The sequence below is a fragment of the Piscibacillus salipiscarius JCM 13188 genome, from assembly GCF_001311865.1.
In the GTDB taxonomy this organism is placed as follows: domain Bacteria; phylum Bacillota; class Bacilli; order Bacillales; family Alkalibacillaceae; genus Piscibacillus; species Piscibacillus salipiscarius.
In genome coordinates, this window is the sequence record NZ_BBCD01000025.1 from 1 (window position 1) to 12395 (window position 12395).

General features: G+C 37.8%; 13 protein-coding genes and 2 pseudogenes. 6 read left to right on the top strand and 9 right to left on the bottom strand.

What is annotated here, in order from left to right; genetic code table 11:
- Positions 1 to 73: 73 nt before the first annotated feature.
- The 6 genes from JCM13188_RS14260 to JCM13188_RS14280 form a co-directional block, all read right to left on the bottom strand.
- Positions 74 to 496 carry a GDYXXLXY domain-containing protein gene (locus tag JCM13188_RS14260; protein ID WP_500796500.1) on the bottom strand — a complete coding sequence of 141 codons (423 nt, stop codon included), beginning with the start codon at positions 494 to 496 and terminating at the stop codon, positions 74 to 76.
- Positions 475 to 603, bottom strand: coding sequence for a hypothetical protein (locus JCM13188_RS19550; protein WP_279401911.1), 129 nt, complete (start codon positions 601 to 603; stop codon positions 475 to 477). The genes JCM13188_RS14260 and JCM13188_RS19550 overlap by 22 nt, the downstream gene beginning before the upstream one ends.
- A complete protein-coding gene (locus tag JCM13188_RS14265; protein ID WP_054754687.1) occupies positions 600 to 899 on the bottom strand; it encodes a hypothetical protein in 300 nt (99 codons plus the stop codon). Before JCM13188_RS14265 ends, JCM13188_RS19550 begins: the two co-directional genes overlap by 4 nt.
- A gap of 23 nt (positions 900 to 922) precedes the next feature.
- Positions 923 to 1495 (bottom strand): hypothetical protein, encoded by a 573-nt coding sequence (locus JCM13188_RS14270; RefSeq protein WP_054754688.1) that lies wholly within the window; start codon positions 1493 to 1495, stop codon positions 923 to 925.
- Positions 1496 to 1556: 61 nt separating this feature from the next.
- Positions 1557 to 1802: a DUF2157 domain-containing protein gene (locus JCM13188_RS14275; protein ID WP_054754689.1), complete on the bottom strand. Its 246-nt coding sequence runs from the start codon at positions 1800 to 1802 to the stop codon at positions 1557 to 1559.
- Entirely contained in the window at positions 1803 to 2975 is a 1173-nt protein-coding gene (locus JCM13188_RS14280; protein ID WP_054754690.1) for a DUF418 domain-containing protein, read from the bottom strand.
- Positions 2976 to 3077: 102 nt separating this feature from the next.
- Here JCM13188_RS14280 and JCM13188_RS14285 point away from each other — a divergent pair, with 102 nt between their 5' ends.
- The 6 genes and pseudogenes from JCM13188_RS14285 to JCM13188_RS14310 all read left to right on the top strand — a co-directional run bounded on the left by JCM13188_RS14285 (position 3078) and on the right by JCM13188_RS14310 (position 4928).
- Positions 3078 to 3278 carry a spore germination protein gene (locus JCM13188_RS14285; RefSeq protein ID WP_054754691.1) on the top strand — a complete coding sequence of 67 codons (201 nt, stop codon included), beginning with the start codon at positions 3078 to 3080 and terminating at the stop codon, positions 3276 to 3278.
- A 92-nt stretch (positions 3279 to 3370) separates the two neighbouring features.
- Positions 3371 to 3505, top strand: coding sequence for a spore germination protein GerPB (locus JCM13188_RS19555; protein ID WP_279401912.1), 135 nt, complete (start codon positions 3371 to 3373; stop codon positions 3503 to 3505).
- Between the two features lie 44 nt (positions 3506 to 3549).
- Positions 3550 to 4136: pseudogene (gene gerPC / locus JCM13188_RS14295) on the top strand (spore germination protein GerPC).
- A complete protein-coding gene (locus JCM13188_RS14300; protein WP_054754693.1) occupies positions 4126 to 4314 on the top strand; it encodes a spore germination protein GerPD in 189 nt (62 codons plus the stop codon). The pseudogene gerPC and the gene JCM13188_RS14300 overlap by 11 nt, the downstream one beginning before the upstream one ends.
- A complete protein-coding gene (locus tag JCM13188_RS14305; RefSeq protein ID WP_054754694.1) occupies positions 4315 to 4671 on the top strand; it encodes a spore germination protein GerPE in 357 nt (118 codons plus the stop codon). It begins immediately after the preceding gene.
- A 38-nt stretch (positions 4672 to 4709) separates the two neighbouring features.
- The gene (locus tag JCM13188_RS14310) at positions 4710 to 4928 is read left to right on the top strand and encodes a spore germination protein (protein WP_054754695.1); all 219 of its coding nucleotides are present in this window, start codon (positions 4710 to 4712) and stop codon (positions 4926 to 4928) included.
- Positions 4929 to 5181: 253 nt separating this feature from the next.
- On the opposite strand, the gene addA is transcribed toward JCM13188_RS14310, so the two are convergent.
- From addA to addB, 3 genes and pseudogenes are all read right to left on the bottom strand, one after another.
- The gene (gene addA / locus JCM13188_RS14315) at positions 5182 to 7668 is read right to left on the bottom strand and encodes a helicase-exonuclease AddAB subunit AddA (protein ID WP_369405065.1); all 2487 of its coding nucleotides are present in this window, start codon (positions 7666 to 7668) and stop codon (positions 5182 to 5184) included.
- Entirely contained in the window at positions 7668 to 8900 is a 1233-nt protein-coding gene (locus JCM13188_RS21375; RefSeq protein WP_369405066.1) for a UvrD-helicase domain-containing protein, read from the bottom strand. Before JCM13188_RS21375 ends, addA begins: the two co-directional genes overlap by 1 nt.
- Positions 8901 to 12388 (bottom strand): annotated as a pseudogene (gene addB, locus JCM13188_RS14320) (helicase-exonuclease AddAB subunit AddB).
- Positions 12389 to 12395: the final 7 nt, after the last annotated feature.

Genomic DNA, 12395 nt, shown 5'->3' on the forward strand with positions numbered 1-12395 from the left:
TCTACGCATTTTGACTAGGCAAATAACACTCAATATTCGGTTTTATTTAACTATTTTTATTCTGTCCCAGCCTCTATTTATTCATTTCCTCAACTTTTAAAATCTTCTTCTGCCCCCATGGTGATAGCGCCACCGTAACAAGCATCTCATCCATAGAATTGTATTTTTCACCAGTTCCGTTTTCAATATAATAACGGTCAATACCATAAGTAACGTGCCTTATATTCTCGTGATCCTTATACAAGTAGCGAGCTGTCATAACGACTTCACTTCCTTGAGGGTCAAGATTTTTATCCGATGCGGCCTTCACGATGTAAATTCCTCGTTCGTCTGGTTTTAACAATACATTTATGACTTTATTTTGTTTTACATCTTCACTTCCAAACCAATATGGTGGATGAATAGTTTCGATGTCATAATTTAAACGAACATAATCACCATAAAACACATCCCTCGGATCATAGGGTTCAGTTTCTAAATAAATGACATAACCAATTCTTGTGCAACATAATTTAGCCCAGCCATGACCGCTAAAAACAAGACTTGTAGCAAAATAACTATGATAAACAAATTCTTCTTAATCAACTTCAGAAGACGCCTCATTCTACACACCACCTTCTCGTTTCTGTCCGGCCATGACTTTTTCGTTTTCTTTCTAATAGGAAACCGATTATAAATAAGATGATTCCGCCGACGAAGAAAAATAACGATTGATTGAGAAAACCCCAAGCGACTTGCATGTAAACTAGGAATGTTGTAATTAGGAAAGTTGCTGTACCGATATGGAACTTCCGATCATCGTGTTTCTGATAGCCATCAAGTAGGGTTGTGATGGAAAATATAAATAAGACTATATAAGCACTTAATTGCGCCCCATCATTTAGCGCAAAAACTGGCAAAAAGATAACCAACTGTAACGATTTTAAGAGATCATAACGGTGATAACTAATAATAGCACCAAAATAATCAGTAAAAGCAACACAATATAATATACAGTGTGATGCTCCGGGTTAAACGAAAGTTCCATTAACATTGTCTGAATCAGCACAAAAATAAACATTGCTAATAATGACACTCGCTGAAACGGTTGGCTAATTGGGTGAGTTTTAATGATTAACCCAACTACATATAGTAATAAAATAAAGAGTCCAAACCAATAAAATTCATTAAGCTGATCAAGCGTAAAGCCTAATAACTGAATTAAATAAGCAATAGAAAATATATAAGAAATCATAAGTCGTTTTTGAGTCCAAACAACACTTCCGTATGCGACGATGAATAACGCAAATAGCCACCAATCAAACGCATGCATATTTGACAAGCCATAAATCGTTCCAGTAGTCACAATGGCTAGACCTGTTAAATAAATCATGATATTTGGGCGACTCGTATAAAGTAAAAATGCAGCTAGCCCCCATACAATAAAAGCAAACACATTATTCATGGTATAATGATACATCTGTCCCGTTAGGAAAATCCCCGCACCAAAGACCATTAGAGCAACAATATAGCAAAAGACTCCATATTGAGTTTGCCTTTCTGTTCAAACACATGACCTAACATATAAAAGGCAAATAAAATAAGATGATGACCAGCATGCGTATTAATTCAGGGATCACCTGCCAATTTGCGGCCACTAAACTTAAACAAGCTAAGCCAATAAATAATGCTGATAGAAAAAACATTAGTGGTAAACGATCTTGTTGTTGATACCTATTCATGATAGCTGTCCGTTGTTCAGGTCTAATGATTCCTTCATTAACCCACTTCTCCGACTCACCTAATAACCATTTACGTTTCATTTAATCACCCTTTTTAATAAACCGCTGGCGCTGACCATAGGTTAATGAACGATACAGCCACTCGAACGGCCCGTAATGAAACCTTTTAATATACCAACTGCTAAATAACAATTGAAAACTATAAATAACCAAAGCGATGATTACAAGAGTAAATGCATGAAGTTTTCCATACAAATTAAGTCCTATTCCATAAAATATGAAAATACTAAATAAGGATTGCATTAAATAATTGGATAGAGATAATCTACCAACATTGGATAGTATTCTTTTAATCATTTGAGCATTCCTGCTATTAAAAAATAATAATGCAGTTAAGAGGTACACCACACTTAACGCCGAACCACCAATGGTATCCTGTACACTCTCGAACCAAAGCGGGTTGCCAAATAGATACGGGCTGACTTTAATCGTAATAAATAATAGAAATGAAAACATCAACCACTGTTTAATACTAGAAGAATGATCATCCGGTGACTGAAGCCATCCCCTTTTTTGTAAAAACATACCTAATAGAAACAGCGGTAGAATATTAAAAAGTGAAAAGACCCACATAAAAGGATCATTCGAATACTTCCAGTCTGCTAAATTTTGTTTCATCACGTCTTGTAAATTCCCTGTATAGTGATCATAAGACACTTGAATGCCAGCTTCACTTACACTCATTTGTTCTAATTGTTCTCGAACTGGAAATGATATAAGCACCAAAATGGTAGCGCCAATTAATAATAGTGATAAAGACCATTTCAGAAGGCTTAGACTAGGTTTCTTAATAAATAGTAAACTCAACAAACCGATTACCCCGTATGTAAGTAAAATATCACCGTACCAAATAAATAAACCATGAATAAGACCTAAGCTTGCTAAAATTAGCATTCTTCGTTTTAAAACTGTCATTGCATTATTTCCTTGAGCATGAAGGCGTTCATACATCATATAAATACCGATTCCAAACAGCATTGAAAACAATGGGTAAAAACTCGCCTGTGCAAATATGTCAATAAAACCTAGCGTAATTGCATCAAAACCGTTACTATAAAAATCCCTTAAACCTCCATACATAAAATGCGGTGAATGAAAGCTAAGTAAATTTACTAATAAAATCCCAAATAACGAAAATCCCCTTATAGCATCAATTGACTCATTTCGTTTTCTAGTTGGACTAACTGGTTCCATTAAACGTCACCTCTTTCCAAATATTATAACAAATGATTCAACTAGTTCCTTATAACAATTCTCTTTTTCCATTCATATATTAAGTTGAAAGGGGTTAACACAATGACTGCATTCGTTGGAGCTGTTAAAGTAAATTCTGTTTCATCTTCTGGCGTTTTTCATATCGGTGATGCTTATTACCTTCAACCAATAAGTTCAGCAAAAACGTATGCTGGTGGTGGCTCATTTAATACTGGCGATGGCATTCGTGTTCAATTAGGGCAATCAGATACGATTGTTTATGATCAAGATCAAATCGATTAATGAGGTGTCAGAAATGGGGTTAACGATACACCAACAAATCTATATTCAATTTTTTAAAAGTTGGGTCCATTACTAATTCTTCTGTTCTTCAAGTGGGTAGTTCTGGTTCGATTCAAGCAGTAGCCAATGCTTATAATACTGGTGAATTCACAGGGCCTGCAGAAGAAGCTGAGCCTGAAGGTGAAAGTTCGACGATAGAAATGCCCTTCATACCTTTCACTAATTAGGCGTTAGCACATAAATTATTAGTAAAGCGTAAGGAGGAGTTAGTATGGAGCAAATACAGTCACTTTGGCAACAATTAGCTTACTTAGAGCAAAAAATCAATCAACAATCTGCATTAATTAACCAGTTAAATGAAAAAATAGATCAATTAATTGAACAGCAAAATAAATCAAATAGAGTAGCTGAAACGATCGAATATAATTTTGAACAGCTTAAAATTGAAACGCTTGAAGGCACTCTAAATATTGGTCTAACTCCTCACGAAGACTTACCTTTTGAACAACTCGATTTACCAACAGAAACATCTGAGGAAACTTTAACCCCTATGGAACAGCAGGTTTACAATCAGCTAATTCCTTTTATTAGAAAGGACCTTCCAGAATCTCTAAGTCAATTTGCCAACGAAAATGAGATTGAACTCGATCAAAAACAAAGCTTTTTATTATTCAAGATATAATAAAACAACTGCCTAAACGCATTAAAGAGCACACAGCTAGCATGGAACAAAATGGAAGAATGATTATTGATCGTGAAAAAATACCTGCTCTAATTAAGCATATTCAAAAAGAAGTCACTCAAGGAGTCGATCTCTTTTTAAAACAATTAAAGGAGAATGACGAAGATGAACGTTAATATATATAATGATGAACTTAGCGTGCAGCATATTGATGTGGACGGTGTCTCAACCTCATCCTTATTTATCATAGGAGACATCGAACATCTTCAATTAGCATCACGCTTTGACACACCACCTGAATCCTATGTTTTTGAGAATGTATTTCCGTTTGGACCTGTCAGTGGTGGAACCTAAATGAGAGATTCAAAAGTTGGCAGCCTATATTGTAATTCGATTGAATTTAGCGCCACACTTCAGATTGGTGATAGCACGGGGGTTTATCCATTCTCGATTGCGAGAGCTGTACAAAAGGAGAACCCTATATTCATAAAAGATTATATTACAGATGACGAAACCATTATTAAAGAACCACTTCCAAAGTTCTTAAAACCCGTAAAGATAAACGTGAATAGAACGGGCAATCATCCAATTCGAGTGAAAACGATTCAAACGATTGGGATTACGGGATCATCTGTTCTTCATGTAGGCTCTTTCGATCACGGAAAAGCTATTAGTATTGTCAGGCACAAACGAATTTTACAGAACGACTAAAAGGCTTTATATAACTAAACTGTTAAGTAGGTGAAAACATGCCTTCTATTGTAGGGCCATTAAAAATAAACAGTGTCGGCGGTGGGACTGTAAACTTTGGCGATGCATTCTATATAGCACCCAAAAGTTCAGGAAAAACGAATGCCGGCTCTGGTTCATTAAATACAGGTGATTTTATATGCACCAATAATTTATTAAGTTCAACCAATCCATTTGACCCCGATGTCAATGACCAAAATGTCGCAGGCAATGCGTAAAGTTGCACGCTCATGTGAGAAATGAGCGTGCTTCATTTTTTAAAAGGAAATTAGGGGTTAAGCTCGAATTAAGTAATAAAGGAGATGATCAATTATGCGCACTATTCAGGATATAAAACCTTACTTTAGACAACTTAATCGGGAATTAAGCAATAAAGTTAAGATTGACACAGATGAGAAGACTTTGAATTTAGTCTTACAATTAATATAAAAAACAGTTCAATTTTGGTAAATCCAAAATTGAACTGTTTTATTAATGTTCTAGAAGTAGCCCTCTTTCAAAGAAGTAAAGATAAACATGCTGTAGTTCAACCCCCCAAATGGTTTCAACTGCACGTTTGTATAGATCGACTTGAACAGCGTAACGTTCTTCTAATTCCGAAACCTTTTGATCAGTCAATTCGCCAAAAATAGAATCTGTTTTGTAATCTAATAAATACCAACCGTCCTCGTTTTCAAAGAGGCAGTCGATCACACCTTGTATAATAACCGATTCTTCTCCGGGATCATTCCAATCCGGATAAACCTCTGAGGCCGGGAGTTCCATCGTAAACGGTAGCTCTCGTTTAATATTTTTTGATAAAGTTAGCTTTTGTCCAATTGGATGTTTCAAGAAAGAAAGGATCGCATCATAGTCAATAACTTCTGCCTCTTCCTCTCGTAAGATTTCTTTTAAAACTAAACCGTCTACAAATTCAATTAAACTTACTTTCGTCCATTCTCTTCTGAACGGTAAATGCTGCATTACGGTATGCATGGCACTACCAATTTCAGTAGCTGTAAGTTTTTTAGAATCCTTCTGCATAAAACGTGGTCGTTGGAACCTCATTTTTGGCTGATTCTTAACTAATTCTGTACTACTATAATCATCTGGAACTTGCCTTAAACGTTTTAACTCCGTAACAGTTTGTTTTGCCCGGCGATAGGCTGCTCCCTGATGCTGGTACACATAGTTTAAACGGCGGTCCACTTCTTCGTAATGATTTGATTTAGTTTGAATATGTGAAGTGTTCCACTCTTCAATAACCTGTTGTAATTCATCATTACGTTTTACCGTAATCCATTCGGGTTCCATATAATGACTCGCATGCTGCACGTGAATCTTCCACTTTGAATCATCTTGCCTAATAGTAGAAGGTACAGTTGAGTGAACTGGATTTATTTGAATTGGTTCAGCCAGCTCATGCCTTACCAGAGCGGTGCCAATCCAGTTTAAATACGTCGCTTGATCTGTTCGAATGTGTGGTGGTAACACCCACTCTAAATGGGATGACACTTCATTCCACTTGGCTAAACGTTTATCAAAATCTTTTACCGTGCCGACAATGGTTAGTTTTTCTTTCGCACGCGTTAAGGCAACATAAAGAATACGCATTTCTTCAGCTAACATTTCGCGTTTTAATGCTACTTTAATCGCTTCAAAAGGAAACGATGTAAACATTAAACGTTTATCAACATCCATATACTTGGGCCCAAAACCATGGTCTTTATGAAGCAAGTACTGAGACTTAAAATCCATTTCATTAAATCCTTTGTCGGCAGCACCTAAGATCACAACAGGAAACTCAAGACCTTTACTTTTATGAATTGTCATCATTCGTACGACATCTTCCTGCTCACCTAGTGCACGAGCTGATGCTAAATCCTCTCCCCGTTCTTCCATTCGTTCTATAAATCTTAAAAATCGATATAAACCTCGATATGACGTACTTTCATACGAACGGGCGCGATCGTACAAAGCTCTTAGGTTTGCTTGTCGCTGCTTGCCGCCAGGTGTTCCCCCAACAAACTCAAAGTAACCAGTATCACGGTAAATCCGCCAAATAAGTTTGGATAAGGCGCCATACCGTGCTTCTTCACGCCATGATTCAAACATATGCATAAAGGCTTCGAGTTTACGTATCACGAGTTCGTTTTCACCAATACGGATATAATTTTTCATCGCCACGTAATAAGGCTGGTTCTTACCGTGAAGGCGTATATTAGCTAAATCATCTTCAGATAAACCAACTATAGGCGATTTAAGCACACTTGCAAGTGGAATGTCTTGCTGAGGATTATCAATTGTTTTCAAGACATTTAGCATAATCTGTACTTCCATCGCCTCAAGGTAACCTGATGAAATATCCGCATAAACAGGAATACCCAATTGTTTTAACTCTTCAACAATAACACTTGCCCACGTCATGGACCGCATTAAGATGACAATGTCTCGGTATTGAAGATTTCGGATTTGTTCAGTTTCTTTGTCGATGACTTGCATAGGGTTGTCGTCTTTAGTTCCAATCCACCTCTGAATCTTTTCAGCATATGCTCGTGCTTCGAGCTGAGCTTTCTCAATATACTTCCATTCATCTGAAACGGCGTCATCTTCTAACTCATCTTGCGTAATAATGTGAAGCTCCGTATCAACATCACTCGTGGTTAGTTGTTCATAAACCTGATTACTATAAATGAGTTCTGCATCCTTGTCATAAACCATTTCCCCTACTTGCTCATCAAGTAACTGCCGAAAAATATAGTTCGTGGAATCTAATACTTCTTTACGGCTACGGAAATTTCTTGCAAGGTCAATTCTTAGAGATGGATCCTCTTCTAATTTAAAATGACGATACTTGTTCATAAATAACGTAGGTTCGGCGTGTCTAAAGCGATAAATACTTTGCTTTACATCACCCACCATGAACAAGTTTCCTGCTTGTTCACCTTGTGTGACCAATTGCAAAATGGTTTCTTGCACTAATTGGTATCTTGATATTCATCTATTAGCACTTCTTTAAATTGATGTTGGAACTGCTTGGCAACTGCCGACCCTGTTAAATGTTCAGGTGTTGCTTTATCATCTAGTAAAATTTCTAAGCAGTAATGCTCTAAGTCGGAGAAGTCAACCATCGCCTGATTCTTCTTAGCCTGCTGGAATTGTTTATGAAACTGTTTAACCAATACAACTAATTGATCGATTAGTGGCTTAAGTTGGTGTAAATCAGTCATTAACGAACTAGATTGACGATTAAACCAACGTTCGTTTAATTTCTTCACGCGTTCCTTATAACGGTTTCGAATGTCTTTGACTGCTTCTTTTAACGTTTCGTCGCATTCTACTTTCTTCCTAGAGAGAGCTCCGAATTTCTCATTCCGTTTTGCGACCCCGCGCAGATCGTCCCAAGGTGCACCTACATATTCCATAACCTGTTCTATCTGCTCTTTATCTTCTAAAATAGTTGGCACGTAATGCTCAGGTCCCCCAACATCTTGCGCTAGATCAAGAGCTTGATTGACATCAAATAACATTGCCTGTAGATTTTCTTTAATATCTTCACGTACAATTGGCATCCATGGCAAATCATCTAACGTCGCATCTTCATTTAAGTTATATGTTTGTTGGACTTGCTCTAGCCATTCATAAGGCCAAGGATTTTGCATCGCAAACTCATACATTTTCAAAACGAGTGTTTCAACTTTTGCATCATCTCGGTCATTTGAAAAACTGTCGACAAAGCGAAAGAATGCTTCTTGCTCTTCTCCTTCTTTTCCATACCACTCTTCAAAAACCTCTTGAATAATATCATTTCTTAAAAGTTCTGCTTCGGTGTCATCTAAAATGCGAAAACTTGGATCTAAATCCAATTGATAGCTATATTTTCTAACGACATCCATACAAAACGAGTGAAGAGTTGAAATGTTCGCACGTTGCAGCAAAGACAATTGTTTTTTGAGATGGAGCGAATTAGGGTTGCTTTGCAGTGCTTTTTCAATCGCCGCACCAACGCGAGTTCTCATCTCCTGTGCTGCTGCATTCGTAAAGGTTACCACTAACATTTCATCAATATTATAAGGTTCCTCCTCGCGTAACATTTTCTGAATGATTCGTTCTACTAAGACAGCCGTTTTTCCGGAACCAGCAGCTGCTGCAACTAGTATATCCTTTCCATCTTCATAAATCGCAAGTTCCTGCTCCTGAGTCCACTTCATTTACAACTCCTCCTCTCGTTTTAGAATTCTCTCTAACATGGCTGGATCAGAATCCTCTTTTAGCCGGCGATATTCGTGTTCATCTAACGTAGGATCAAATTGACATACCGATTGAAACGGACAATACGTACAAGCAACCGAATCTTTCTTTTGATACGGATTGAGCTTTACTTCTCCATTTACAATTTCATTACCGGCATTCATCATCACATGTCTGACGTATTTGTTCATTCTTTGGAAAACTTCTTGGTCAACCGTTTTCGATCCACTTCTAAATGAACCGTCCTTCTTAACACCAAAAGGCGCAATTTTACTCATTCCCGACTCAAGCGATTGATCCATCGCCTTTGCAACATCTTCATCTTCTAAGAGTAAGCCTTTCATCTTAAAAGCTTTAATCATCTCTTCCTCAAGCGCTTCATCATCTGCCTCCTTAGGGTCAGATATCGTAGGGTTATGCACATGAAAGTATAAAACGCCCGCAGGCTCTGCTTGTTTTCCAACCCATTTGGTTGAATGGGTTAACACAACGTCAAGATACGTCAACATCTGTAAAGCCAATCCATAATATACATCGACTAAGCTTAAATCCTTTTGGCTAGATTTATAGTCTACGATTCTTAAATATAGCTGATCATCAATTTCAGCTTGATCAACTCGGTCAATACGCCCACTAAGCTCTAGCTGGTAACCCTTTGGTAAATTGAGCTGAAGTGGCGGTAATTTATGCCTCCGTCCAAACCCAATCTCTATTCCAGTAGGCGCAAACTCAGAATGTCTTGCTTGATAAGCTAGTACATTTGTAGCTCGTATGATGACTTGTTCAAGCTTTCTTAAAATATACTTATAACGATTCGAGCTAAATAAAATTTGATGATTGAGCACGGGTGCTAACTTCTCTACAGCTCTGCGTGCATAAGCCCTAATATCTTCATCAGTTAATTCAAAAAATGCTTTCCCTTCCTGATACACCCATTCCGTAATGGCTCGTAACGATTCATGAAATAGCTGCCCAATATCCGGTGCTGCGAGTTGGAATGTGCTTCGTTCATTTAAACCAAGCGTATATTGCGCAAAATATCGGTAAGAACACTGGTGATATGTCTCAAGCCTTGAGACGCTTGACCGAATCGTTTGATCGTACAACTGTTCAACCGTTTTTTCATTAAGCTGTTCAGGTTTAGGTCTATAAAATAAACTTTGGAGTACACGGTTCGTAATACCATTCTTAATTTCATGCTCCACATACCAATGAAGCGTATCCCAATAAACATCATGAACCGGATAACCTCTTAAAAACTTCGATAGCTCCGCTGTTAAAATAGCGCGAGACTTTTCCTGATTCGTAATAAAAACGCATTGGATCCTCTTCATCTTCATCATCCATAATAAACTTGCGCTCTGCTTGAGGAAACATCGTCTGAAGGCGTTTCACAATTGGAGCTGGAACTTTAGAACGACCTTCTTCATCACTTAAGGGATAACTAATCCAAAGTTTTTCAGACGCAAGCGTAAAGGCAATATACATATAAAAACGATCATCAAGCAAGACCCGGTCAGCTCGATCTGCTAACGATATGCCATGTTCCTCTAACACAAGTCGTTCATCATCCGTTACCATGCCTTCACCAGGTGGCTTAAGCGGATAAACCCCTTCAATCGCCCCGAGAACAAATCCAACTTTCACATCAGACAGACGCGAACGTTCTACACTCCCAATAATCACGTGATCGATCGTTGGTGGAACCTGAGCGAAAGTTAACGTGTCAAATCCCGCTTCAACAATTGATAAAAATGATTCATTAGAAACTTGATCTTCACCAATTATTTCAACCATCTCATCAAACAGTTCCATTACAGCCTGCCAGACCTGTTCTTGTTCTCTTGCCGTCTCAACACGTCCAGCATCATCATATTGATCGCGTAATTTTTCTAAAGACCTAGGAGCATCTAAATGTTCTAACCATTGGAAAATAATTTGGCATTTTTCTGAGACAGTGTTAGCCCCGCGGATGTTTTGGTCAAAATCTTTTAACGCATGAACAACTTGATTCCGGTAAGCGTTAATTTGATCCTCTATTTCTTTCTCATCATCCGTCTGACCACGCAAGTCAAGACCTGTAAAACGTTGATATGGCCACCTTTCCTTCGTTAACCAGTGATCACTTCTTCTGATCCCATATTCAAGAACGTAGTTCTCTAACGTATCAATCGCTTCTTCATTCAGGGGGTGCTCGTCATCAGTTGGCAAAACAAAACCCGTTTTTAATAATCGAAAGACTGCATCGTATCGCCAGTTACTTTCAACCACTTCTAACCCTGTTCGAATCAGCTCAACAAATGGATGGTTCAGCATCGTTTTCTTTTCATCAACAAAAACAGGAATTTGGTAATCTTCAAAAATGGTTTCAATCAGATCATGATAGACTTCAGGCTGCCTAATAAGCAAAGCTAAATCTCGGTAGCGATAGCCTTCATCACGAACTAATCTCGAAATCTCTTGAGCTACCCCTTCCACCTCTGCACGTGGGTGAACCGCCTCAACAAGTTTAACAGGAGCTTCTTCGCCATCAAAAGGCGGAACCGGCTGCGTCTCAAAATATCTCTCTAAATGTTCGAGACCTCGATTTCCTTTAAACCTTAACTGAGGAGATAAATAGTATGGTTCTTCTACTTCAATGCTTTCATTTTCAGCAATTTCTATAATCGTGTCATAGGTTGTCTTCGTTTGATAGAATAAGTCTAATTCACTGCCATCAGACACTCCAGGGTTAAGCACTAATGTAATTTTGATGTCTTTGGCATACTTCATTAAAGCTTCAAGCACATAATATTCTTGCGGAGTGAATCGATGAAATCCGTCTATATAAATCGTAGACTGACTCAATATTCCTGTTTCACGAATTTTTCTACCATCAACTCGAGCTGATCTTCATGATCGATATAATGCCCTCTTAATTGCTGATCTAGTTCATAATAAATTAACGCAAGGTCATTTAATTTATTCTTAAGCGCCACTTCATTTGGATGAGTGTGCTGAAACTTGGACATTTCCATTAGTACGCTATGTAATGTTTGAGGCGTAATTCGGTAACGTTTAAGCTCTGTAATCATCTTCTCTAAATGGTCAATAAAGCCTTGTTTATCTGTCGCTTCCTGAAAAGCCATGAGTTCTTCCTTATGCTCATCAGCAAGCTTTCTTAACATCATTTGAATACCTGTTGAAGAAATAAACGGTTTAGTTGCTCCGCCTACTTCGTTAAAAATGTACCAAGCAAGACGTGAAAAACTAAACACTTGAGCTCTAATAGAACCTTTCACACCTGGTTGCCTAATGAGATCGTACTCTTGCTGGAAAGCCATTTGGTCTGGCACCAAATAAAAATAGGATCACCTTGTGGATCTTGCTTAATCTCCTCGGTGATCTCATTTAAAATATAATGACCAAATTCCGACCCTGAACGTCCTAAAATAAATTCTAAAGCCATGCCAATC

Excerpts from the sequence above, each read along its gene's own strand:
- JCM13188_RS19550 (WP_279401911.1), bottom strand. The coding sequence starts at position 603 with ATGAGGCGTCTTCTGAAGTTGATTAAGAAGAATTTGTTTATCATAGTT.
- JCM13188_RS14270 (WP_054754688.1), bottom strand. The coding sequence starts at position 1,495 with ATGGTCTTTGGTGCGGGGATTTTCCTAACGGGACAGATGTATCATTAT.
- JCM13188_RS14275 (WP_054754689.1), bottom strand. The coding sequence starts at position 1,802 with ATGAAACGTAAATGGTTATTAGGTGAGTCGGAGAAGTGGGTTAATGAA.
- JCM13188_RS14280 (WP_054754690.1), bottom strand. The coding sequence starts at position 2,975 with ATGGAACCAGTTAGTCCAACTAGAAAACGAAATGAGTCAATTGATGCT.
- JCM13188_RS14285 (WP_054754691.1), top strand. The coding sequence starts at position 3,078 with ATGACTGCATTCGTTGGAGCTGTTAAAGTAAATTCTGTTTCATCTTCT.
- JCM13188_RS14300 (WP_054754693.1), top strand. The coding sequence starts at position 4,126 with ATGAACGTTAATATATATAATGATGAACTTAGCGTGCAGCATATTGAT.
- JCM13188_RS14305 (WP_054754694.1), top strand. The coding sequence starts at position 4,315 with ATGAGAGATTCAAAAGTTGGCAGCCTATATTGTAATTCGATTGAATTT.
- JCM13188_RS14310 (WP_054754695.1), top strand. The coding sequence starts at position 4,710 with ATGCCTTCTATTGTAGGGCCATTAAAAATAAACAGTGTCGGCGGTGGG.
- JCM13188_RS21375 (WP_369405066.1), bottom strand. The coding sequence starts at position 8,900 with ATGAAGTGGACTCAGGAGCAGGAACTTGCGATTTATGAAGATGGAAAG.